The following is a 23,554-nucleotide window of genomic DNA, read 5'->3' on the forward strand; positions in this document are numbered from 1 at the left end:
ATGTTCGCTTCGGGAGAAGCAGCACAATTTGCTTTTAAAATGTATGTGGCAACGATGTCTACAGGAACTGAAACATCAGGAGGGAATATTTTTACTGGGTTTAATTTTTCTGGTTTTGGAACAGATGATTGGATTTTACAGAATATTAATGGAGTGTCAACATGGAGTTATGATGCAAATATAAAAACAATTTTACAAGCTAGAAAAGCCGGCTATAAGGATGTGGCTGCAATTTATTCTTATGCCAATATATCGGGGGAAGGATTCTTAGGTTTTGGAAAATATAGTTATTCTTTAAATTCTAATGGATCAGTAGTTAATAATATGAATGGTGCCATATTAGGGGGGAGTTTTTCAACTCCAGCAGGAACAAATATATCTACCGGTACATATTTTAATAATAATATTGAGGATGGAATTTTTAAAAGTTGGGCAAATTCAAATAATATTGCTGCAAAATTTACTTATGGTATAGTAAATAATGCCTATGTTACAGCTCAAATTTTTGATATGGGTGCTTTAGAACGTCCTGAATGGGAAAATCCTTTGGGAGGAAATTATGGAAATCTAGATGGTACACCTAACTATAGACAAGCAGATGCTCTGGTTAGTACTGTCGCAACAGCAGCTCCTTATGCAAGAGGAGCCAAGGCTGTAAATTCTCTTATGCCTGAAGGAATAAGTATTTTAAACAGATTTGAGTCTGCTTCGGGTACAAGTGGTACAATAAATCTTTTGAACAAAGGAGTAGATTATGTAAATGGAACCGCTGGGAAAGGAATGATAGCAAGACCAATAGTTACTGGTGTTGTAAATGCATCAAGTCCGGATAGCCCCGCTCGAACTTGGTTGAAGAGAAATGTAGGGTATAGGCCTCAATTTGATTAATATATAATTATAATGACATTATTAGAAATAATTTTCGGTGGATTAATAATCAATTTTCTTGGAATTAATACAAGATATTATTTTTTTAGAATTTTTAATAAAAATTTAAAAAAAGAAGATTTTAAAAATGACAAAGATGATATAGGTGCTCAATTTTCACAAGGGTTTTATAATTTTTTAGTAGGTCTTATCGTATTCTGTATTTTATCAATAGTTATAGTGTATATTGCATATAAATTAAAATTTCTATAGATTGTAAAAACATTTCACTAACTATTTAGTATAAGCGTGTCGCTTGTGCCACTAAATGACTAGTCCTGAAAATAGTTTACTTATAAAAGGAAGTGCTGCAGTAAGACAATTAATGGGAACAAACATGTATAAATCTGCAGTTGATTATTTTAAGGAAACATCAATGAATGAAAAAACAACTTATGAAGGAATGTTTGGCCTTATAGGTGTTGTTGCAGAGAACAGAAATATGCAGGGCCAATTTATGGGGAAAACAAACTTCAGCTTTTATCCTGTAGGCAACAAAGTTGTTATAATGGCATTTGACTCAAAATCAATCTCTTCTTATTCTTTAAATCCTTTAAATAAAGATGAGTCAAGAAATATTCCTAGGTTTAATGGAGTTGGGGTACCCGAGAGTACAACCCGTCAAACATATTTGTTGTGGATGAAATAACATGTTAAAAAAATAAAATGAAAAAGCTAATTGTATCTGTTGTACTAGGATTAACTACTACTACTATAAGCTGTAGTATAAATAAGAAAGATTTACTAGGAACATATTCTTTTACTGGAAAAAATATTATTGATAGTTTAATTATTAAAGAAGATATATATATACATAAAATTTATAATAAAAATTCAGAGTTAATGTATCAAGCAAAAGATAATTGGAGTTTTGCAAAAGATAGAATTAATCTTGAAGAATTTTACAATAATGAAGACAATGAGCTTCAAGAACCTTTATCAAATACAGATGCCAAAAAGTTTTTAATGTTAGCTTCTTATCCTATTTATAGACAAAATGATCAAATAATAATTGAGGTTCATGCTGATGAAAATATTGTTTATAAAAAAAATAAATAATGCAATCAAAATAGTACAAATTTCTTACTTGTGAAGTTAATTAAAATAACTCCCCGATGGCCCAAGCGTCTCGCTTGTGTCACAAAAGAATTAAATCTAAAAAACACTGCAATTGCGGTGTTTTTTTAGATTTGTAAATATGTTTAAAACCTTTATATTTACCAGTACATAGATCATCTTGGAAATACCAGGATAACATTTCCCAAGAACAGCGCAGGCGCTCCTGAAATAACAGATACTAACAACTATTATCCTTTTGGTTTAAACCATATCTCTGGGGTAAAATTCCCTGTTTACTATTGAATTTTTATGGTAAATTTACTACTACAAACGTCCGCTTTCAAATCTGTAGTGGCAATTTTACTTAAACTATGTTAGATAACTTAATTAGCAAAATAAAATCTTTGAGTAATTTTTCTCAATCTGACGTTGATTTATTCACTGGTTCTTTAGAAGAAAGATGTATTAAAAAAGGAGAACATATTCTTGAAGAAGGGCAAATCTGCCGTCACCTTTTCTATATTCAAACTGGTCTGATGATGGTTTATAAAAACAATGATGGTATAGAAATACCTTATTGTTTTATGGCAGAAAATGAATGGATTGGATTAATGAAGAGTTTTAATGAAAAAATCCCGTCTGATAAAGCTATAAAAGCATTGGAAGATACCAAATTATTCAGGCTTTCTGCTGATAAACTGGAACAGCTTTTCAAACTACAACCTAAATTTCTGATTTTGAAAAATGATTATCTGGAGCATACGCTTATGGAAGTTGCACGGCACAGCGCAGATTTGAGATTGCTGGATGCAAAAAATAAATATTTTAAGTTTAGGGAAAATAATCCTACTCTAATCAATAGAATACCGCAGTATTATATCGCTGCCTATCTAGGCGTAAAACCCCAATCAATTAGCCGAATAAGAAAAGAGGGCTAATATTTTCATTTCTTCACAAATGTGAACGAAGTTTTGTATTGCATAGCGCAATTTTGCATTACAATTTATTCGTCAAAAAGAAAATGAGAAAAACAATAATTATAACCGGAGCAACTGGTGGCATAGGTAAAGCCGCTGCCATTGCGCTTGCAAAACAAGGCAACGATATCATCATACAAGGACGTGACGCTGAAAAAGGCAAAAGCATATCGGAAGAAATTTCAAAGATAAATGGCTCTACCTGTCAGTTTATTCAAGCAAATACTTCTACAATGGATGGAATTAAAAATCTAGTGGCTGAAGTAAAAAAATTAACCACCAAAATTGATATTCTTATTCATTCTGCAGGAACACTTAATTCTAAAAGAAAAGAGACCAAAGAAAGTCTTGATGAAGTTTTTGTAGTTAATTACCTGTGCAAATTTATGATTGATAACCTTTTGCTGGAGGAACTAAAAAAAGGTGGAGGAAGAATAATTATTGTAGGTGGCCTTTTATCGAGAGGCGTCACATTTGACTTTAGTGACCTCCAATTACAATCAAATTATTCAGTAAGCAAGCGGATGGGACAAAATAAGCTGGCAGTTCATATGCACGCTCAGGAATTTGCAAAGAAAAATGGGGAGCACCCTTCTATAAATGTTATTCATCCCGGAGTAACAAAAACTAACATTGACAGAAATCTCAACTGGCTTGAGAGAACAGCTTTTGGCCTGTTGCTGCTTATCAAAGGTAACAGCCTCGAAAAAGCAATAGCAAATATTTTGGAACTTGCCTCAGCTAATAAAGTTGAGTCCGGTTACTTTTATCCCAAACTTGCCGATACATCGGTAAGAGAAAAAATAAATTTAGATGATGCAAGTACAGCTAAACTGTGGGAAGAAAGCCTGAAGATTGCAAAAATATAAACAGCAACAGGAATACAGAAGTAATTGGAGGTACGGAATTCTTATGTACTTGTGAATGTCGTGCAGACGGAGTTCTGTTCCTCCTTCTTCGCCAATACCTAGACGTTAGTGGCAATTTTTATAGACAACATAGTAAACATTAAATGTATACGTTGACAAGACATAAGAAAGCAAAAGGCAAGCAGTTGCAAACAGTTTGACACTATCCCACGAAGTGTGTAAGTTAAAAAGTTAGGGCTTGGATTTTATAATCTGAGCCTTTGTTCAAAAATAAGCATAAACTGGTTAAGAACAATACCCCAATTTTGAATTGGCATGGTCCATTTTTTAGTAGATTCTTTTAAAGCGAGATACACTGATTTCATTACGGCATCATCTGTAGGAAAAGACATTTTGTTTTTGGTGTATTTTCTGATTTTTCCGTTGAGATTTTCAATTAAATTAGTTGTATAAATGATTTTTCGGATCTCTAAAGGAAATTCAAAAAATACAGTCAGCTCATCCCAATTATTCCGCCAGGATGCAATAGCATAAGAATATTTGCTTTCCCATTTTTCTGCAAAATCGTCCAGAGCTGCTTCAGCTGCTTGTTTTGTTGGAGCAGTGTAAATATGCTTCATATCGGCAGAAAATTCTTTTCTGTCCTTCCAAACTACATATTTGCAGGCATTTCTGATCTGATGGACAACACAGATCTGGGTTTGAGATTCAGGAAAAACAGAACGTATGGTCTGGGTAAATCCGTTTAAATTATCGGTGGCGGTGATGAGAATATCCTCTACACCACGAGCTTTTAAATCTGTGAGAACACTCATCCAGAAGGCTGAGCTTTCATTTTTTCCAAGCCACATTCCCAATACTTCCTTTCTCCCGTCACGGCTTAATCCCACAGCCAGATAAACGGTTTTATTAATGACTTTGGAGTTTTCCCTTACTTTGAAAACAATCCCATCCATCCAGACAATGAGATACACATCTTCAAGCGGCCGGTTCTGCCAACTTACTGCTTCACTTGCAACCGCATTGGTGATTCGTGATATGGTGGAAGTAGAAACCTCAAAATCATACATTTCACGGATTTGTTCCTCAATGTCTGATACGCTCATTCCTTTGGCATAGAATGAGATGATAATGTTTTCCAAACCATCGATAATGTTGTGCCTTTTGGGAACTAATGCTGGCTCAAAACTACCTTCTCTATCTCTGGGAACCTTAATCTCGGATTCCCCAAAAGAAGATTTTATTTTTTTGGTTCCATGACCGTTTCGGTAATTTCCATTAGTTGTTTTACCATGCTTTTCGTTGTCCAGATGACTGTCCAGCTCTGCATCCAACATGTGCTCCACAGCTTTTTTGTGTAGTTCTTTGAAGAAGGATGTTAAATCTTCCCCATTCTTAAAGGACTTATAGAAATCCTTGTTGTTTAATAAGTCTTCTTTGTCTATCATAACTATATAATGGTTAAAAATAATAAAAAGTTATTTCCGTAAAATTTTTTGAGCTCTAAGGGCTCAAAATTTTCCAGAATAACTTTTCAACTTACACAGTTAGTGAGACACTACCAACAGTTTACCAAAACTGCAAGTCTTCATAATAGCGAATCTTCTTTTCAGTTTATAGGCAACAAACCGGAAGCTATTGCTGAATGAAAATTATTCAAAAGCAAGAAGAATTTCTACCTTGTTGCCACACTATTGTGTCATTTGGTAAGGTAACAATAACAAAACCACTGCTTTTGGCTTGTATATGGCTTTTACTAAAAACTTTTTATTTGTGTTTAAGCAAACTTTCCAGCCTTGTTATCGTCTCGTCTTTTTCTTTAAGCATTCTTTCATATAGTTCAGCCATTTTCTCAAGCAGATTAAATATATATTGTATGTTTTCAGCAGTAGCATGGGCTATAGATCCCTCATGAAAAGTATTTGAAATAATATTAATGGTCTGTTCTTCATCAAAATTTTGAAAAGCCTCAACAGGAATCTTCATGATTTCAGAAATTTTTCGAAGTAACTGATCTTCAATAATTTCCTTTTGCTCCAGCAAAGATACTTTCTTCTGATTCCAATCTTCACCCAAGTCAAAAGCCAAAGCCTCCTGCTTAATTCCCAGTATTTCTCTAAAACGTTTTATATTTCTTCCCTGATGTATTTTTGGAGGATTAAAGATAGAACTTTAAATATAAAAAAAATATATCATAAATATTCCTTCAGTGAACTCCCCTCTTTTTCAAAAAAATTAAAATAAATCTATTTTGATAAATAGTATGATAAAAGAGCAAATTTTCAGAACATCAATATTCCCTAAGAATAAAAATCAGGAAAATCGATAAATTCTTTTAGTCGAACATTCATATCCATATTTTCCTAACTTTGCAGTTATCAACAATTAAAAAACAAAAATATGTCAATAACCAACGAAGATCAGATGATCGGAATGCAGAAAGTGAGTGAAGCAGTTGCCTGCACATTGAAGGCAATGACTGATTATGCGAAACCCGGTATGACAACCAAAGATCTTGACGAATACGGAGCAAAGATCCTTTCAGACTTTGGAGCGAAATCAGCACCTTATCTGACGTATGGATTTCCGGGGTGGACCTGCATCAGCGTAGATAATGAATTTTGCCATGGAATTCCTACAGATCAGCGTATTTTAAAAGAAGGAGATCTTATCAATATTGATGTTTCCGCAGAGCTTGACGGTTATTGGGCAGATAACGGAGGTTCATTTATCATTGGAGAAGATATCCATGGCCATCAGAAACTGGTAAATGCTTCCCGGGATATTTTACAGAAAGCAATTGATAACATAAAAGGAGGGGTGAAAATAGCTGATATAGGATTTTTAATGGAAACCGAAGCAAAGAAAAGAGGGTTGAAAGTCATTAAAAACCTTGCCGGCCATGGAGTAGGAAGAAGTCTGCATGAACAACCCGATGAACTGCTGAACTACAGAAACCGGAATGATTCCAGACGGTTTAAAAAAAACTCAGTAGTGGCAATTGAAACTTTTATCTCTACTTCTTCCAATCTTGCTGTAGAACTTAAAGACGGATGGACGATGGTTGGAAATAAAGGCGGGTATATGGCTCAACATGAACACACTATTGTGGTGACCGATGGAAAGCCTATTATTCTGACTCATATGAATGAAATTATGAACTGATCTCTTTAGATTTTCATTCAAGTAAATACATTTTTAAAAGTAAATGATAATAGCATCCACCGGATGCTGCAGGTTGAAAATAGATACCAGATACAAGTATAAATTTTTGATTTGGTAATAAAGGCTGTTTCGTTGGGAACGGCCTTTATTATGCTGCCTGTTACAGAGAGATGGATGGGAAAAGTTTGATTTTAAAATTGTTAAAGCACAAATACTTTGCTATATTTATAAAGTCAAACCACTTCACAAACTTATCTGCTATGAAAAAAATTCTTTTAGCCCTTCTGGGGATTCTTGTCATTATTGCCGCCATCGTATTGATCAAGACTTACACGTATCCTTTTAAGAAAAATACCATTGGAACAGGAGAGGGATGGAAACCTGTAAAGAACGATTCTGCAATCATGCGTTTTTCAGGAGGAATAAAAATTCCTACAGTTTCTACCGGCAGTTTAGGAGCATTCAATTATGCACCGTTTGACCAGTTTAAAACCTATTTAAAGACTTCTTATCCTCTGGTATTTCAGCACACAGAAAATGTAGAAGTGAACCAGTATGGATTGGTATTCAGATTGAAAGGAAGCAACTCTGCTCTTGAGCCTGTTTTGTTTCTTTCCCATATGGATGTTGTGCCTCCGGGTGATGCTGATATCAAGAATAAAGAAGAAAATATATTCCGTCCGGATGATCAACCGTCAGACCCTGTTTCAAAAGTAGCTGAAGACTGGGAGTATGCCCCTTTTTCAGGGGTAGTTGCCAATGGAAGAATCTATGGAAGAGGAGCGATAGATATGAAAGGTATGCTTTTCTCTTTATTGGAATCCATGAATAATCTGATAAAAAATAAGGAGATCCCGCAGCGTGATATCTATCTTGCCTTTGGTTTTGATGAAGAAGTAGGCGGAAAGAACGGAGCAATGCAGATTGCTGATTATTTTAAGAAAAAAGGATTGAAATTCGATGCCGTTTATGACGAAGGCGGTTTGATTATGAGGAAAGGAAATGTTGCCGGAATAGATTCGGATATTGCCGTTGTAGGATGTGCAGAAAAAGGATTTCTTTCGGCAAAGATCAAAGTGAAAGGGCTTGGTGGACATTCCTCCATGCCTCCTATGGAAAGTGCTATCGGAAAAGCAGCAGTCATTATGCAGCGTTTGGAAGATCATCAGATGAAGCCTGTTATCACTCCGCTGATTAAAGAATTTTTCAATAATATCGGAGGCGAGATGCCCTTTACAACAAGAATGGCTTTAGCTAATCAATGGCTCTTAAAACCTGTATTATTATCAAAACTTACCAAAAATAATACGACAAATGCCCTGGTAAGAACTACAACAGCCCTCACGATGATGAAAGGCAGTGACGGGACCAATGTTCTCTCTCCCGAAGTGGAGTTTGTGGTGAATTTCAGGCTGCTTCCAGGAAATACGGTAAAAGATGTCCGTGATCATATCGCTAAAGCAACCGAAGGATTTGATGTAGAGGTAGAAGAAATAGATAATACAAGAGAAGCTTCCCATATTTCCCCGACCAATACAAAAGCTTTTAAATTAATAGAAGCCGGAGTGAAAGAAATCTATCCGGGAGCTATCGTTACCCCCTATCTTACCATGGCAGGAACCGATGCCGGCAAATATGAGATTGTCAGTAAAAATGTGTACAGATTCATGCCTATTAAAATCAACAGTGCAGAACAGCAGAGCATTCATAGTACCAACGAATATCTCAGCATAGAAAACTATCTGAAGATGATCCACTACTTTGAATATCTGATGAAAAATTATGATAAGTGAGGTGAAGGGGAGAGGTGAAAATTGAAAATGGAGAGTGGTGAATTGAAAATGGAAAAGAAGGAATTCAAATAGTCAAAGGTATTACTTATAAATTTTCAGGTTCGGATCTCAAATCTGTAAGTCTATTATCTTGATTCTTGGTTCTTGACTCTTGGTTCTTGGTTCTTGGTTCTTGACTCATGACTCTTGTTTCTTAACTCCATTATAAAAAAAATATATCACGTCAAGTTTTGTCGCATTACAGCAATAGCTTTGTTTCATCAAAATTACAGAGCTATGGAATTGCCATTTTATTTAAACCTTAAAGACTTTGAAAGCCATTATTATGACAACCTTGAAAAATGGTTTGAAGAATATCATAATACAAGCGAAATTGATTATCTGAAAGCTCTTTCTGCGATGTACAGCCCTTACCTGTACTACAGTTTTGCAGAAGATAAGTTGCAGGCAGATGCTTTTATTGAAATCAAGGACTGTTTCTTTCCCTACCATGAGAGAATCGGAATTTCTTTCTGTAGCAACTGTGGAAAGGATTCATCTTCCCCAAAAGGTCCGAACCATGTATTTGAATTTAAAAATATTTCGATGATGGAATATGCACAGCATATTTTGGATAAAATCAATAAATACTGCTCAAAGAATACTACCGCTCTGGATGGACATAAAAATATTCATGATTATATCAATGATTATGATATCGTGACATCAGTAGAAGGAGTAGGGTACTGCATCAGCTACAACCGTCATCAGAAGGTGATTCCTTTTTTGAAAGCTTATCTTCCCTATTATGGGCAGATGGTAAACATGGTCTTATACAGGGATTTTATTTTCTCTATAGCAGATATTGCTGAACTGATTGATAAAAAACTGAGAACAGTAAAAGCATTTGAATATTCTATTTATCATAAATCACGGGCGGATGCTAAATTCAAAGTACATATGAGCCGTCAGTTTCTCACTCTTTGCAATTAAAATTTTACACCATATTTTCATACTTAATTATATTGCAGAAAAACTTATGTTTTTCAAACAAAAATCCCGGTCAGACATGACTGGGATTTTGTTTATTAAAAGGATTTTTTGCTTTACTTGAAACGCAGCTTGTATTTATCTTTTTCTGTAAGGAATATTCCAAACCACATCAGCGGCCAGATAATGAACACCTCCATGGTGAATACTGTTGCTGCCTCTGATCAGATCATCCATATACCCTACATCTACAGTGAAAGGAGAGTTGGGAATATTGAACATATAATAGGCGGCAATACGCATTTCCCGGTAACCAAAAGATTCCCACTGCGGCTGAGGTTCATTCAGGTGGCTGATAGAAAAAAGAGCCTCTGCACTTATCGCAATCTTCTGATTGTTTTTCGGAGATAAATTATAGGTGAGCTGGCTTTTGATACGGGTTCTTAACTGAAAATCTTCTTCTACTTTGTGGAAGTCGGCATCAAAAAACTTCCGGAATTCCTGGCGGACTGTGTTTTTCAGTTTAAGTTTTTTTCCGAGATCAAAAGTATAGGCATATCTTCCGTAAATCCTGAACTCCTGTTCTGTATTTTCTTTATCATAGGGAGCTTCACTTTCATACTGAGGCTGTCTCCGGTAGCTGATGGCATAGCTGTACTGCTGGTGAGGGGCAAAAGAATTGTAAACCTCATGGTTTAATACAAAAATAGCCTGCTTTGAAAACAGATTATCATTATCCGGACTGCTTTTCCTTCCAATGGCAATATAGCTTAATGCCTGTTTTTTGCCTAACGAATCTAATTGTCTTTTTACTCCAAACGCTGACCAGAAAGCTGTTTTGGCATCTCCCAATCCGGGCGGGCTGATCTGTGCTTTTACCCATGTTCCACAACAGCCAAGTAAAAGGAATACGATGAAAATTTTCTTTGTGCTCAACTTCATGGATAACTGCTTTATTATTAATTTTAAATGACTGCGAAACCGTAAAATGGATGAGAATACCGTTGATACGCAGAGAGAATACTTTATCCGTACAAATTTAGACGCCTTCTTCATAATATGTTTATTCAAAATCTTATAATACTGTTTAAAAACATGACAAAATAAATACCTGATTTAGGATAGATTTAGGAATGGAAAAGTAATTTCTTCTTAAAATGTTCTCATCATTTATCCTTTTACCGCTTGAATTTTCTCTTCAAAATGTGTCACAGTAAAGCTTTTACTATTAACATAAAATGGATTGCGGATAAAATGTGGATAACTTGTGGAAAAGTCTGTATTAACACAATGAGGCATTTTTATGATTGATACCATTAAATTGTATATAACTGATAACCATATTGCTTTTTTGATAATAACAAAGCCCTATTATTTTTCACTTTTACAGGAATAGTAATTTTTAATGCCTTTTTAAATAAAAACAACAAGATTTTAAAATTTATTTAGAATAGTTTAAATTAATATTGTGAGAGAAATTACTATTTCTTTATTTTGCACTTTATTTATAATTATTTTAAATAAGGCTGAAAAAATGATACAATCAAGTGTAAATATGCTTCCAATGAGGTATATGACTCATTCTGTAGAACCTGTACAGAATGATGTTTCAACAAAAAATATGCAATGGCTCAAGCCATTTTTAATTTTCTTCTTCTCTTTACTGAGTTTTACAACACTATATGCTCAGGATACTCAGGGTGGTATCACGGGAAAAGTGAGCATGGTGGACGGACAGCCTCTAAGAGCAATATCAGTTTCTTTATTGGATACGGATCGTCAGACGTTGACAGATGATGACGGGAATTATCATTTCCTGAACCTGAATGCAGGAACATATACTGTAAAATTACAGATCCTGGGAAGTAAAGAGATCCGTCTTCAGGTTGAAGTTAAAACAGGAGAGGATGTGACGCTGGATTATCAGCTTACAAAAGAAAATATCCAGGCCATCCAGGAAGTTGTAATCATGAAAAATACCAATAGATTTTCTAAAAAAGAAAGTGGTTTTGTTGCAAGGATGCCTTTGAAAAACCTGGAAAACCCTCAGGTATACAATACCGTTACCAAAGAACTTTTTCAGGAGCAGGTAGCTGTAGATCTTGGAAGTATTTCTAAAAATGTACCGGGAGCGGGAATACCAATGATTGCCAATCAGGGAAGAGTGACGTTCCGTTCAAGAGGATTTGAAACAGAACCTAATGCCCGAAATGGGGTGGCAGGAGCTGCGTTTTCAGTAATTGACCCTGTGAACCTTGAACGTATAGAAGCTATTAAAGGACCTTCCGCAACTTTATTTGGTAAAAGTGTTGCCAGCAGCTACGGCGGCGTGTACAACCGTGTAACAAAAAAGCCCTATAACAACTTTGGTGGAGAAGTAGGCTATGTGGGGGGAAGCTGGAATTATAACCGTTTGACGATGGATCTTAACACACCCATCAATAAAGACAGAACTGCTCTTTTCCGTCTGAATGCAGCAGGAACTTTTGAGAAAAGTTTTCAGGATATAGGATTTACCAATTCTTTGGCAATTGCTCCCAGCTTTTCTTATCAGATCAATGACCGTATGTCGCTTTTATTGGATGTAGAGTTCAATCAGGCAAAAGGAACTTCTGTAGTACGTTTTAATCCTTATACGGGAAGTAACAAAACTCAGTCTATTGCGGATATGAAGTTTCCTTACTACAAAAACTTTCTGAGTGATGATCTGGCCTATGAAACTCAGATGATGAATATCTTTGCCCAGCTGAACTATAAAGTTTCAGAAAACTGGACTTCCCAGACCATTGTATCCCGTGCGAGATCTACCATTAACGGATATATTTCTGCCATTAACGGTAAGACAGACTCTACTGCAAGTGCTCAGGTAATGGTAGGAACTACGTCGTTTATCGCAACCAATATTCAGCAGAACTTCATCGGAGATTTTCGTATCGGACGTTTTAGAAACAGAATGGTGGTAGGATTGGATTATTATAACAATTCCAATCATTTTGACCGTTATCATACTAACACTAAAGTGTTTAATTTCGTTCACCCTTCGGCAGATTTCAGAGTTAATCAGAATACGATTGACGCTCTTACGGCAACTTCTGCTTTCAGAAGAGAAAACAATAGTGACAATACCTATGCTGCTTATGTTTCGGATGTATTCAATATTACAGACCGCCTTATGGTAATGGGAAGCTTGAGGATAGACCGATTTCAGTTCAAAGGAGTATATGATATTACCACAGGAGAAATAAAAGGAGGGTTAAGTAACAGTGGAGTACAGTCTGGACCCTATGGACAGACTGCGCTTTCTCCTAAAATGGGAATCGTATATGAGGTATTGAAAAATAAAGTGTCTTTATTTGGGAACTATATGAATGGCTTTAATAACGTCAGTGGTGTTGATATCAATGGAAACTCATTCAAGCCGGAATATGCCAATCAGCTGGAACTTGGAGTAAAAGCGGATATTTTTGATCACAGGCTTGTTGGAACATTAAGTTATTATAACATCAAAGTAGATAATGTTCTGAGAACAAATCCTGACGATATCAATTACTCAATACAGGATGGAACCCAGCTGAGCAAAGGATTTGAAGCAGAATTGACTGCCAATCCTTTTGATGGATTCAATGTTGTGGCAGGTTATGCTTATAACGACAGCAAGTTTACCAATGCCAATCAATCTGTAAATGGTTTAAGACCTGCATTATCGGGCCCGGCTAATATGTTTAACTTCTGGGTCAGCTACAGAATTCCTGAAGGTAAGTTAAAAGGCCTTGGAATAGGCGGAGGTGGAAATATGGGATCATCTTCCTATCAGACAAATACACAAACGGCAAAAGTGATTATACCTTCTTACAAAATGTTTGATCTGGGGATTTTCTACGATCAGCCAAAATATAGAGTAGGACTGAAGTTTGATAATATTACCAATGAAAAAGCGTGGTCTGTTCGTTTAACACCTCAGGCGCCTTCCCGTTTTCTTGGAAGTGTTTCACTGAAATTCTAAAATTATATTTTAAATTAATAAATAGAAAGCCCGGATTCATAATCCGGGCTTTCTGCTTTTATATGAGGCCTGTCTGAACTTTTGTTTTTATAGATTTTCTAACGAAAAAGTTTAAACCAACCTATGATTAAAAAAGAATCAGTTGATCCAGAGGCAGTAATTGTTTCGGTAACGTATTTTTCCATAGGGACTTCCCTGAAAAGTTCCCGGAGTATTGTCATACCAGTCTTGCCTGATCACATAAAGCCCCGGAAGAGTAGGCTTAAAAACCGCCTGATGATTCTCATCAACAGGAATGTTCTTTTCCCAGTTTTCAGGATTAAATATTCTCAGCATCGTCCCTTTCTCGGCAGGTTTCATATTTCGATAAGGAGAAATGGTGTAAATGCCTTCTTTTTCCTGAAGAATAATATCCAGAAATTGAGCCGGTGAATCATTAGCAGAATATTTCCCAACATAATAGGCTCCGGACATAAAATCAATTGGGCGAACATTTTCCTGAGGATTTTTTGAGCGGATAAGAACAGGCTGCTGTTCATTCATTCCCAGAATTCGGTATACCCCTTCTTTATCAGGAGTGAAAGTACCCTCCCAGTGATCTCCTTTCTGCAGTAATTCAAGCTTCATTTTTTCTCCTTTAGCAGTAAGAATAAAGAAATGAAAATTTTTGATCTCCTGAAACTCAGCCCCGGTAGTACGGTGTCTTTCGCTGAGGTCATCGATAAAGCCGTAAAACATCTGTACTTTCACCGGGTCTTTTAGTTTTCCTGATCCGTGAATTTCCATCCAGTAAGCACTTGCTTTTGTAAATTGCGGAAGAAGAAAAATAGCTGTAAATAAGAGCAGAGAAAGTATCGTTCGTAATTTATACATTTTGATAGAATCGTATTTAAAGGGCAAATTTAGTAAAAAAGCAAAATATCAAAATGACTGTATTGATTAACTGTGTTCATCACCAAGAATAATAAATCACTTTTACGATCAAATTGCCACAATATATCAATACTGTGGCAATCGGGGTTTATGGACTGGTTTTATTTATTAAGAAGCTTTTAGGCTCCGCTTTTACACATCGCGTCCCATGTAGTCCAGAAATGAGCATTAATGGCTCCTATAGGAGGATTGGTGCTGTCTGCAACAATGCCTACCATTGAAGCGCAATTGGAATTACAGCCAATTTCATTATGACTTCCCGGTTGAGGTGGAATCTGACGCCATGTACCCGTTGAGCCGCTTAGTAATTCTACTTTTATTTCAAAGATTCCTGATAGGTTAGGGGTCTTAATTTGCTTTGTAGGATCCTCGCTTGAAATAGTGTCACTCCAGTTTCCCTGTGAGAAAGTGACACGCCATGTAGAAATCATTCTGGAAGTATCATTTTGAGGAGAAAGATATACCCAGAATTGTGCTCCTCCACCAAGTTGTACCTGGCCGGATGAATTTACGTTTACGCTTGTTGTTGACATATTAAATTGATTTTAGGTGATTAGTTTGTACTTCAAAGTAACAAAGAACAAAAGAGATTTTTTATAGTATAAATAACCAATAGTGGAATCAGGTATAAATACGGAGAAATGGAAAATTAAAATGGGAGGGTATATTTTAAGAATTGATTTTAGAGTATCATCAGTTGGAAAAGTAAAAGTATTTGGGGGGAATAGATAAAGATTTTATGGAAATCTTCGGGATGTGAGATTGAGCCTTTATTATTTTTTTATAAAAAAATAAGCCTGTGCTAAATTAGCACAGGCTTTACTTTTCTTTGCAGAGAGGAAGGGATTCCAATATGTAGATTTATTGATTGATTATTAGTGATTTATAGGTTGGGTTTGTGTGAAAAAACAGATGTTTTTTAATCATTTACTCAAATGTTCAGACCGCAATATAGAATTTAAGATTAATAGTTCTTGATTTTGCTCTATTTGTGCTTTTTTTGAAGTTCAATTAGTAAATTTTCTTTTTCATCTGCAGTTAAATTATTGTAATAGTTGATGTCAATATTTTCAAGTGTAAGAAGATATGAAATTCTGTTTTCTAGTTTATTAATCTCTTCATCGTAATACTTGTTAATTTCTGAATAATAGATTTTTTTTAACTTATATTTTTCTGAAAATAAAACAGTATTCATTAATTGCAACACAGCCTCTTTGTCGTTTAATAATTTATTGTAATCCCACTTACTAGGTAAAGTAAAATCAAATTCATTGATAGTATTCTTAATCTTGTCCTTACTTTTGTAATTCTCATTAAGTAGTAATTTATTAAAAAACATTTTACAATATGTTATTTTACCTATTTGATCATTTATGATTTTTGATTTTAACCCAATGCTATCATAACGATATTTATAATTATTCAATATACTATCCATTTTCGCCATATTGTTAGATTGACAAAAACTGAAATAAAAGGGATAAAATAAAAATAAAAGTAATAATTTCATGATTACGTTTTGATCAAATATACAATTATTCGAATATTTATATTTTACGGGTTTCTGTAAGGTCTTATTTTGATTCAATAAAACTATATATATTACTAGGTTTTAGAAAACGTATTCCCTCTAAATTTCAGAGGGAATTTTCGTCCCTATACATAGTGTGTTAACATGCTTTGCTCAGTAATTACAATTTTAATTATGCTTTATCCCTACAGGAAAGGCATCAAACTAAAGCAAAGAGAAATTTATAATAGCCGTCGTTACAAAATAATTAACAATTATATTGCAATAGCCTGCTCAACTTCATTAATTGTTTATTGCCTCATGGTGTAATCTCACCATGTCTATGCACATTCAAAAGTAGAGTTTTTGGTTAATAATTTATTGTTGTCGTTGTAATAATTTTGTTGGAATGTGGGAAACTCCATAGCCTGAGCTTGGGTGAGTTTTCCATATTTCAATAAAAAATCCCTTGGTGTAAGATATTGGAGAGCCTTGTGTGGGCGCTCATTATTATACATCCACATCCAGATTTGCGCATAATTTCTCATCTGTTTTATGTTCTCAAAGAGATAGACATCTAAGAATTCTGTACGGAAAGTTCTGTTGAATCTTTCTACCAAAGAGTTTTGTGTCGGTTTTCCAGGTTGAATATAATGAAGGGTAATTTCATTTTTACCGCACCAATCTTTTAATTTTTCTGCAATAAACTCCGGACCATTATCAACTCTTATTTTTTCCGGTTTTCCGCGCCAGTCGATCAGTTGTTCTAGTTGAGAAACTACCCGCGCAGAAGGTAAACTGGTGTCAATCGTAATATTCAAAATTTCTCTGTTAAAATCATCAATGATATTCAAGCTTCTGACGCTTTTACCATTCTCTAAAGTGTCATGCATAAAGTCCATACTCCACGTTACATTCGGATAAATCGGTCGAAGCAAAGGTTCTTTTACCCGTGCCGGAAGACGTTTTTTTCGCTTGCTTCTTAAATTCAGTTTCATCGATTTATAAATCCTGTAAACCCGTTTATGATTCCACCAAAATCCCAAGTTTCTTAAACGGTGGTACATCGTCCAAAACCCCCATGTTTGGTGTTGCTCAGCAAGGAAAAACAGCTCATCCCGAATCTTGTCGTCTTCATTGTTCTGCTTCTTTTTATAGTAAAATACCGAACTGCCTATAATGAAAAGTCTACACGCATTCCGAGTGCTTATTCCGTGTTCTGATCCGGAATAAACAACCAGTTCCCGTTTCTCGGAAGGTGTTAAAACTTTTTTGCAATCACATCTTTCATCACAACATTTTCCAACGTAAGTTCAGCTACGATTTTTTTGTACTGCGAAAGTTCCTTTTCAAGTTCCTTCATTTTAGAGAGTTGCTGCACATCCAATCCACCATATTTACTCTTCCAGTTGTAAAAGGTCGGTTGGCTGATACCGTAATCCCTGCAAATCTCATTGACTGTTTTACCCTGATTTTGTTCAGATAAAATCTTGATGATCTGAACTTCTGAAAATTTACTGTTTTTCATAGTATTCCAAATTTAAAAACTATATTTTTAAGTGCTATAGTTTTTAGGGAAGATTACAATGGTAGCTATGCTTTGCTGGGCTTTAAAATTCAAGTGTTCCGAATTAGGTTTTTATATTTGCATTTCTGGAATGACTCCCGTTATTATATTTTCACTTTACTTTTATAAAGCTACATATGAAGTTGTGCCTGAAAAACAGTAGATTTTATTTCTTGACCAAATCCTGCATTCCGTAATGCTGTATTGCTTTTTGTTTTAATGGGTTTTTACTCCATTCTTCCCATTCACCGGTATAAGGATTGTATCCACATTTTAAGGGTTTAGAAACATCCAAACCTTCTGTATTGGTATCAGTTTGTTCCGTATAAGCTCTGCAATCTGTGCAGATATAACGAAATTCACAATCTTTGCAGACTTCAATACTATCTTTGGTTAAGTTCCAATATTTCTTGAATTCAGCATGATTTAATGCATCTTCCAATGTTGTATCTCTTATGTTTCCAAAACTTTGAGACATTGAAGGGCAATTTTTGATATTCCCATCCTTATCGATTGAAATTTTGTTATTTAAGCATGAATTAACAAAGTGTGATTCCTGATAAAACTGTGCATTGCATGAAAAAAAACAAGAATTAATCGCTCCACAGGATGTTAATGGTGTTTTCTTGATATAGTTTACTAAATCTGAATTCTCATTTTTTTCAAGAGTTGAGTTATGAATAAATATTTTAGTAAGTATTGGATATTGGTGTTTTAAACCACTCAACTTGTTTACATCGAAAACTAAGTCAGAAGTAAATGAAATTGAAATTGAAATAATTGCTGTTTCAGTTGCTATTTTATTTATTAATTCAGAAAACTGTTGTAAAGAAACATTAGTATACAAACTAATATGTATTGCTTGAATTTTCAATTTTTTTAGCTCTCCAATATAATTTTCTAATCTTTCAAATGAAGAAATTTCTAAAATACAATTCATTACATCATTGAGATATGATTTATTGAAATCATTGTATATAAATTGATGAGGAGTATTAGTATAAAATGCAAATTCATTCTCAATCAAAAATTTTATGTATGAATCAAAAATCTCTATCGAATCAGATTGAAGAGAATCTTTTATTTCCGATATAGAGAAATCATTCAACATATCAATAACCTCAGACATCGTATCAGGTATCTGATAATACATTTGTCTTTGAGTGTCAAGTATTAGTGCGAATTTTTTACCTACAACTATTTTACAAGATGAAAATAATTTTAAATACATTTTAGCTCTTTATTGAATTTTTACAATGGGTTTATAGTATTTACCAACATAAAATACATTATTTTCTTTTTTCAAAACCTGTGCTTGATAAATAGGGACTTTCTGTGCTTTTTTCATCAATATTGATGTGTCAATTTTCATTTTAAGATAAAATTATTAGTGTTGAAACATTAAATATTTAACAATATCTTCTTCGATAAACAAGCCATATTCTTCAAGCCCACCAAATTGACCTTGTGGGTTGACTTCAAGAAAGTAATAATTATTACTTATATCTCTTATCATGTCAATTGAACCTGTATGTAGATTTAAACTTTTCATGAATTTAATGAGGCTTAATTCAATCTCATTTGGAAGTTCACATTTCATAATTCTATTTGGCTTATTAAAATCATATAACCTAAAATCAGTATTTGTTTTAGAATTATTAGAAGAGAATATAGCATAACTATAGATGGTTTCTAAAAAATAAAAAATTCTTATTTCAAAATCTTTAATTATGTTGTTTTGAAAAAGAGATGGAAAGTAAATATTATCTTGTCTTTTTACATCTTCATCATCTATAATTGTAGTGTAAGTCCCCAAAATTTCATTCCCTTTCTCAAAAAAATAAGGATTGTTTAGATTCTTTGTAATTATACTCCTTTTATTTGATTCATAAAATTCATTCAAAAAAAGTTTACTATTTGTAACAATACTATTAGGAATATTTAAACCAGCTTGAACTGCCTTTTGTAACTGAGTTGATTTTGATGGATATGGTTGAATAAATGGAGGGGTATTTATCCATCTTTTTGATGTAATATTATTCATGAAATATGAAGACAATGATTCAAACTCCTCTCTCAAATATCTATCTTCATCGGGATTTTGTGAAAAAACAAATTTGTAACTCAGCCATCGTCTATACCAAACTACTGTTATATCTGCAATAACTTCATCATCGAAATAAATATATTTTTGATTTACATCAATAAAAAAAGACTTTTCTAAGAGGTCAGAGCCATATATAACTCTATATTTTGCATTATAATTATCTAATTTAGTTATGATATTTTGTGTTGGTATATCAAACTTTTCTGACAAAATTAAAATCATAAAATCTCAATTAGATTAAACTGTATTTGTTTTTTGTTTAAAGTAGTAAATAGCATTTTTACAAAACCATATTTTTCATTATAATAGAAAATGGTTTTAGTATCTCCAATCTGAGGTATTGTTGTTTTTGCTTGTATTTCTATGCATGAAATTTTCTCATCCTTAAATGTATAAGATATTTCCCTTACTGCTTTATACTTTGTTGATGCAGTTAATAGATAACCTTCATAATTTAATCCTAATCTGTTACCCCAATCTTTTCCAAAAGAAACAGAATAATCCCACTCATTTTTATCCTTTATATAATAAGGAAAAGCATTTAGTTCTAGAATCTTGAAATAATCAGAACGTGGAGGGTGTAACCATAAAGAATTGCTCTTTCTAGTAAAACCCGTTACTTCATAATGGTTTATTATAGTTTTATCCCCATCCATCTTTTCGAAACTTCCTGTACATTCATCATAAGAATGGCAATAATCAAATAGTAACTGCTCTTGGTTACTCATGAAAAAACGTGAATTATATTCTAACCGGAGTATATTCTTATTAAAAACTGTGTCTTTTGATTCAATCTTATAAATCAAAACCTTACTGTCATTTTGGTCTATAAATGGGTTATACACTTTTTGTGATAACACCACCTGTCCTGAATAGAAAGAAAAATTAATAAAAAAGAGGAAATATATTAACTTCCTCTTATTTTTTTTTAAGCTAGTAAAAAAAGGACTACCAATCATATGTCCATGTACCACTTGTAGGAGTCCAAGCTCCAGTACTTGTATTTGTATCCGATGTACATCCTCCTGTACAACTTTGAGTAGTAGGAGTGGGTACAGAGGGATGAAAATTAGTACCATCTGTAATTCCATTGGCACCAGCTTTAATTGTTTTTAACTCTTTAAGTGAGAGTTTTTTTAATTTTTTTAAATCTTTCATCAGAAATTGAATTTGTTGTATAACGAATATATGAATTAATACCTACCCAATTAAAATTATTAGATTATTTTTCAAACAAATTTATTATGTTAAATTTCACATTGGATGAAGATTTTGGTTTTATCCAGAATGTGAAAGCACATTTAAACACCGGAACCACTTATATATGTAGTTCAAGCTACTATATGAACGACAAGCCCCTCCTGTAGGTTTAGTTTTGGTAATGCCCACTCTTTTTGAAATCGGGCTTATCCCTATTTATCTGAAAAAAGATAAAATATTTTTGGTTTGGAGGTTTTTTGAGAGATATAGCAGTCAGTTTTGAACCTGAAAAGGTAGTGAAATTAGAAATAAATATCTTTGTTATATAAGAAATATAGGGAAAATGTGGGGAAGAAAACTTTACTAAAAAATAAAACCCACTGATTATAGTAGGTTTTATTTAAAATTAGCAGAGAGGAAGGGATTCGAACCCTCGATACAGTTACCCGCATACTACCTTTCCAGGGTAGCTCCTTCAACCACTCATGTTACCTTTACTTAAATGTACTCCTATTTATATGCCTTTTTCTTATATTTGTCCAACCCTATAATAAAATGGACATTGGACATTTATGTTCCTGTGTAATTATGTTATTAATTGTATATGTAAATCATGATTGAAACTAATAGTTATTCTGCTTTAAATCTCTTCAATTTTGAACATGAAGAACTGCAGATGAATTCATTGGATATAAGCTCTTTCCTCAGCATCAAAATGTAATTTTCATCAGTACAGAAGATGATCCAACTTCTACCAGTATTTCAATTAAGAAGCCTATTTCAAAGATCATTCAAGATACTGATAAAGATATTAGTCTATTAAATCATCTAAAGTTTATTTTTGAAGTAGACACCAACCTGACAAATCCTGATAACATTTTCAATGTACTAGCAAGAGATCTGAAAAGTAATCCAACAGATTTAATTGTAGTTGATGCTTTTACTGATATTTTTAGTGGTGATATTAATTCCAGTACAAAAGTAAGAGAGTTTTTAAACCAGTTTAGTAAAATAGCTAAAACATACAATTGTCTAATTCTCTTTCTTCATCATACAGGAAAGAAAGTTAGTAAATTTTCTGCTTCCAAAGATAATGTATTAGGCTCACAAGCATTTGAAGCTAAGATGAGAGTTGTACTTGAGTTAAAACCATTTCCAAATGATGAAAACCTAAGAACTCTGACCATTACCAAAGGTAATTATATCTCTTCTAAGCTAAAAAAATATTCTAAAATCCTTTCTTTTGATGAAGATACTCTATTGTTTTCTGACACTGGGAAGTTTACCAAAAGATAATGATGCTTCTTCTCATAAAGGAATAAGTGATATTAATAGTACTTTTGATAAGTTAAATAAAACTCTGAAAAACTTAGGTAAATAATGTATTACAACCATAATTTAAGAACTGATTTGCAAGAATGGAAAAATAGACTTGCCAGAGCTGAGTATGCTCAATTAGGAAATCAGCTTAACTACTTTGTTAACAATGTTGAAGGTAATAAAATATTACATGGATTTCTTTTAGGATTAATTAATCAATATAACTTTGATATAGAATATTTTGATGTGAAATTTAAAGACAGGGGTGGAGTATTTCATAATACTAGTTATAAAAATGATGCTGAACAGCCTGCTTTTTGTTATCAACTGCTTAAATATCTGCATCATTTATTAGGTAATTATAATATTCATCATACACATCTGTTTGGCAGCTATGATAGAGCTAAAAATATTATCATTGATGATATAGTAACTTCTATAGTCTATTTCTTTCATGATAAATTAGATAAGTCTAATTCAACCATCTATTTGCTTGAAAAGAATAAAAGAAGAGTTGAATGGTTTACAAAATCAAATCTTGCAAGCAAGTATAAGAATGCTCAAAAGGAATTTGAGGACATTCTGGAAGAAGATTTAAGATTGTTTTTATTTGACCAAGGAATAGACTATCCATTTTCTACCCCAAAATCAGCATCTGGAAGGACTGATATAGTTGGTGCATTAGATACAGAAGATCCTTTGATAATTGAAATCAAAATATTAGATAAAGATAAAGGGTATGGATTAAATAGAATAAAATCTGGCTTTCATCAGATTGTTAAATATACAGAAGATTATAGTAAAGATGTAGGCTATTTGGTACTATATAACTTTGATAAAATCAGATATGATTTCAGGTTTAATGAGAGTAATAGTATTTTCCCACCTAAGTTGGTCTTTAACAATAAGGTTTATTACTTTATAGTGATTGATATGTATGATGGTGAAACTGCCAGTAAACTGGGGGAAATCAAGAGAATAGAAATAACTGAAAATGATATAATCAAACCAGATTAATTGAATCAGATAATATAAATAAAACCATTCTTACTTAGGAATGGTTTTACGGGATTGCTTAAGTCTAAGTGTAAAGAATTTATTGAGTATTCAAAATGTTCCCATGTATCATAATTTGTGTACATAATAGTTTATTTC

Annotated in this window: 25 protein-coding genes and 1 tRNA gene; 13 read left to right on the plus strand and 13 right to left on the minus strand. The window is 33.5% G+C overall.

Translation table 11 applies throughout. The features are described 5' to 3' along the window. Positions 1-54 precede the first annotated feature (54 nt). From LF887_RS04300 to LF887_RS04325, 6 genes are all read left to right on the plus strand, one after another. A complete protein-coding gene (locus LF887_RS04300) occupies positions 55-888 on the plus strand; it encodes a hypothetical protein (RefSeq protein ID WP_236857574.1) in 834 nt (277 codons plus the stop codon). 12 nt (positions 889-900) lie between these two features. Further along, positions 901-1,140 (plus strand): hypothetical protein, encoded by a 240-nt coding sequence (locus LF887_RS04305; protein ID WP_236857575.1) that lies wholly within the window; start codon positions 901-903, stop codon positions 1,138-1,140. Between the two features lie 55 nt (positions 1,141-1,195). Further along, the gene (locus LF887_RS04310; RefSeq protein ID WP_236857576.1) at positions 1,196-1,576 is read left to right on the plus strand and encodes a hypothetical protein; all 381 of its coding nucleotides are present in this window, start codon (positions 1,196-1,198) and stop codon (positions 1,574-1,576) included. Between the two features lie 17 nt (positions 1,577-1,593). Continuing rightward, complete coding sequence (locus LF887_RS04315; RefSeq protein WP_236857577.1) at positions 1,594-1,986, plus strand: hypothetical protein; 393 nt, start codon at positions 1,594-1,596, stop codon at positions 1,984-1,986. Positions 1,987-2,357: 371 nt separating this feature from the next. Continuing rightward, positions 2,358-2,924: a Crp/Fnr family transcriptional regulator gene (locus LF887_RS04320; RefSeq protein WP_236857578.1), complete on the plus strand. Its 567-nt coding sequence runs from the start codon at positions 2,358-2,360 to the stop codon at positions 2,922-2,924. 83 nt (positions 2,925-3,007) lie between these two features. Continuing rightward, positions 3,008-3,832: an SDR family NAD(P)-dependent oxidoreductase gene (locus tag LF887_RS04325; protein ID WP_236857579.1), complete on the plus strand. Its 825-nt coding sequence runs from the start codon at positions 3,008-3,010 to the stop codon at positions 3,830-3,832. Between the two features lie 245 nt (positions 3,833-4,077). Here the strand turns inward: LF887_RS04325 and LF887_RS04330 are convergent, their stop codons facing one another. Further along, a complete protein-coding gene (locus LF887_RS04330; RefSeq protein WP_236857580.1) occupies positions 4,078-5,280 on the minus strand; it encodes an IS256 family transposase in 1,203 nt (400 codons plus the stop codon). A gap of 319 nt (positions 5,281-5,599) precedes the next feature. Beyond that, entirely contained in the window at positions 5,600-5,998 is a 399-nt protein-coding gene (locus LF887_RS04335) for a helix-turn-helix domain-containing protein (protein WP_236859469.1), read from the minus strand. A gap of 234 nt (positions 5,999-6,232) precedes the next feature. Here LF887_RS04335 and map point away from each other — a divergent pair, with 234 nt between their 5' ends. From map to LF887_RS04350, 3 genes are all read left to right on the plus strand, one after another. After that, a complete protein-coding gene (map, locus tag LF887_RS04340) occupies positions 6,233-6,997 on the plus strand; it encodes a type I methionyl aminopeptidase (RefSeq protein WP_236857581.1) in 765 nt (254 codons plus the stop codon). A 260-nt stretch (positions 6,998-7,257) separates the two neighbouring features. Then, positions 7,258-8,790 (plus strand): M20/M25/M40 family metallo-hydrolase, encoded by a 1,533-nt coding sequence (locus LF887_RS04345; RefSeq protein ID WP_236857582.1) that lies wholly within the window; start codon positions 7,258-7,260, stop codon positions 8,788-8,790. Between the two features lie 276 nt (positions 8,791-9,066). Further along, positions 9,067-9,762, plus strand: coding sequence for a hypothetical protein (locus tag LF887_RS04350; RefSeq protein ID WP_236857583.1), 696 nt, complete (start codon positions 9,067-9,069; stop codon positions 9,760-9,762). Between the two features lie 135 nt (positions 9,763-9,897). Here LF887_RS04350 and LF887_RS04355 read toward each other — a convergent pair whose 3' ends face one another. Further along, positions 9,898-10,701, minus strand: a complete 804-nt coding sequence (locus tag LF887_RS04355) for a DUF2490 domain-containing protein (RefSeq protein WP_236857584.1) — start codon at positions 10,699-10,701, stop codon at positions 9,898-9,900. A 592-nt stretch (positions 10,702-11,293) separates the two neighbouring features. Between LF887_RS04355 and LF887_RS04360 the strand changes: the two genes are divergently transcribed. Beyond that, the gene (locus LF887_RS04360) at positions 11,294-13,762 is read left to right on the plus strand and encodes a TonB-dependent receptor (protein WP_236857585.1); all 2,469 of its coding nucleotides are present in this window, start codon (positions 11,294-11,296) and stop codon (positions 13,760-13,762) included. Positions 13,763-13,900: 138 nt separating this feature from the next. Here LF887_RS04360 and LF887_RS04365 read toward each other — a convergent pair whose 3' ends face one another. The 10 genes from LF887_RS04365 to LF887_RS04410 all read right to left on the minus strand — a co-directional run bounded on the left by LF887_RS04365 (position 13,901) and on the right by LF887_RS04410 (position 21,577). Beyond that, complete coding sequence (locus tag LF887_RS04365; RefSeq protein WP_236857586.1) at positions 13,901-14,635, minus strand: hypothetical protein; 735 nt, start codon at positions 14,633-14,635, stop codon at positions 13,901-13,903. Between the two features lie 179 nt (positions 14,636-14,814). Then, a complete protein-coding gene (locus LF887_RS04370; RefSeq protein WP_236857587.1) occupies positions 14,815-15,228 on the minus strand; it encodes a hypothetical protein in 414 nt (137 codons plus the stop codon). A gap of 452 nt (positions 15,229-15,680) precedes the next feature. Continuing rightward, positions 15,681-16,205: a hypothetical protein gene (locus LF887_RS04375; RefSeq protein WP_236857588.1), complete on the minus strand. Its 525-nt coding sequence runs from the start codon at positions 16,203-16,205 to the stop codon at positions 15,681-15,683. A 341-nt stretch (positions 16,206-16,546) separates the two neighbouring features. Continuing rightward, a complete protein-coding gene (locus LF887_RS04380) occupies positions 16,547-17,446 on the minus strand; it encodes an IS3 family transposase (protein WP_236859468.1) in 900 nt (299 codons plus the stop codon). Between the two features lie 20 nt (positions 17,447-17,466). Further along, complete coding sequence (locus tag LF887_RS04385; RefSeq protein WP_236855179.1) at positions 17,467-17,733, minus strand: transposase; 267 nt, start codon at positions 17,731-17,733, stop codon at positions 17,467-17,469. Positions 17,734-17,938: 205 nt separating this feature from the next. Next, positions 17,939-19,003, minus strand: a complete 1,065-nt coding sequence (gwsS, locus tag LF887_RS04390; protein WP_236857589.1) for a grasp-with-spasm system SPASM domain peptide maturase — start codon at positions 19,001-19,003, stop codon at positions 17,939-17,941. Positions 19,004-19,159: 156 nt separating this feature from the next. Beyond that, entirely contained in the window at positions 19,160-20,101 is a 942-nt protein-coding gene (locus LF887_RS04395) for a hypothetical protein (protein WP_236857590.1), read from the minus strand. Continuing rightward, positions 20,098-20,838 carry a hypothetical protein gene (locus LF887_RS04400; protein WP_236857591.1) on the minus strand — a complete coding sequence of 247 codons (741 nt, stop codon included), beginning with the start codon at positions 20,836-20,838 and terminating at the stop codon, positions 20,098-20,100. The genes LF887_RS04395 and LF887_RS04400 overlap by 4 nt, the downstream gene beginning before the upstream one ends. Then, positions 20,828-21,037, minus strand: coding sequence for a hypothetical protein (locus LF887_RS04405; RefSeq protein ID WP_236857592.1), 210 nt, complete (start codon positions 21,035-21,037; stop codon positions 20,828-20,830). The genes LF887_RS04400 and LF887_RS04405 overlap by 11 nt, the downstream gene beginning before the upstream one ends. 452 nt (positions 21,038-21,489) lie before the next feature. After that, positions 21,490-21,577 (minus strand) — tRNA-Ser (locus LF887_RS04410). Positions 21,578-21,763: 186 nt separating this feature from the next. Here LF887_RS04410 and LF887_RS24355 point away from each other — a divergent pair. From LF887_RS24355 to LF887_RS04415, 3 genes are read left to right on the plus strand one after another with little or no spacing between them, the layout of a single operon-like run. Beyond that, entirely contained in the window at positions 21,764-22,375 is a 612-nt protein-coding gene (locus tag LF887_RS24355) for an AAA family ATPase (protein ID WP_410681138.1), read from the plus strand. Next, positions 22,326-22,460: a hypothetical protein gene (locus tag LF887_RS24205; protein WP_262912509.1), complete on the plus strand. Its 135-nt coding sequence runs from the start codon at positions 22,326-22,328 to the stop codon at positions 22,458-22,460. The genes LF887_RS24355 and LF887_RS24205 overlap by 50 nt, the downstream gene beginning before the upstream one ends. Beyond that, the gene (locus tag LF887_RS04415; protein ID WP_236857593.1) at positions 22,460-23,416 is read left to right on the plus strand and encodes a hypothetical protein; all 957 of its coding nucleotides are present in this window, start codon (positions 22,460-22,462) and stop codon (positions 23,414-23,416) included. Before LF887_RS24205 ends, LF887_RS04415 begins: the two co-directional genes overlap by 1 nt. Positions 23,417-23,554 lie beyond the last annotated feature (138 nt).

Source organism: Chryseobacterium sp. MEBOG06 (assembly GCF_021869765.1).
Lineage (GTDB): Bacteria > Bacteroidota > Bacteroidia > Flavobacteriales > Weeksellaceae > Chryseobacterium.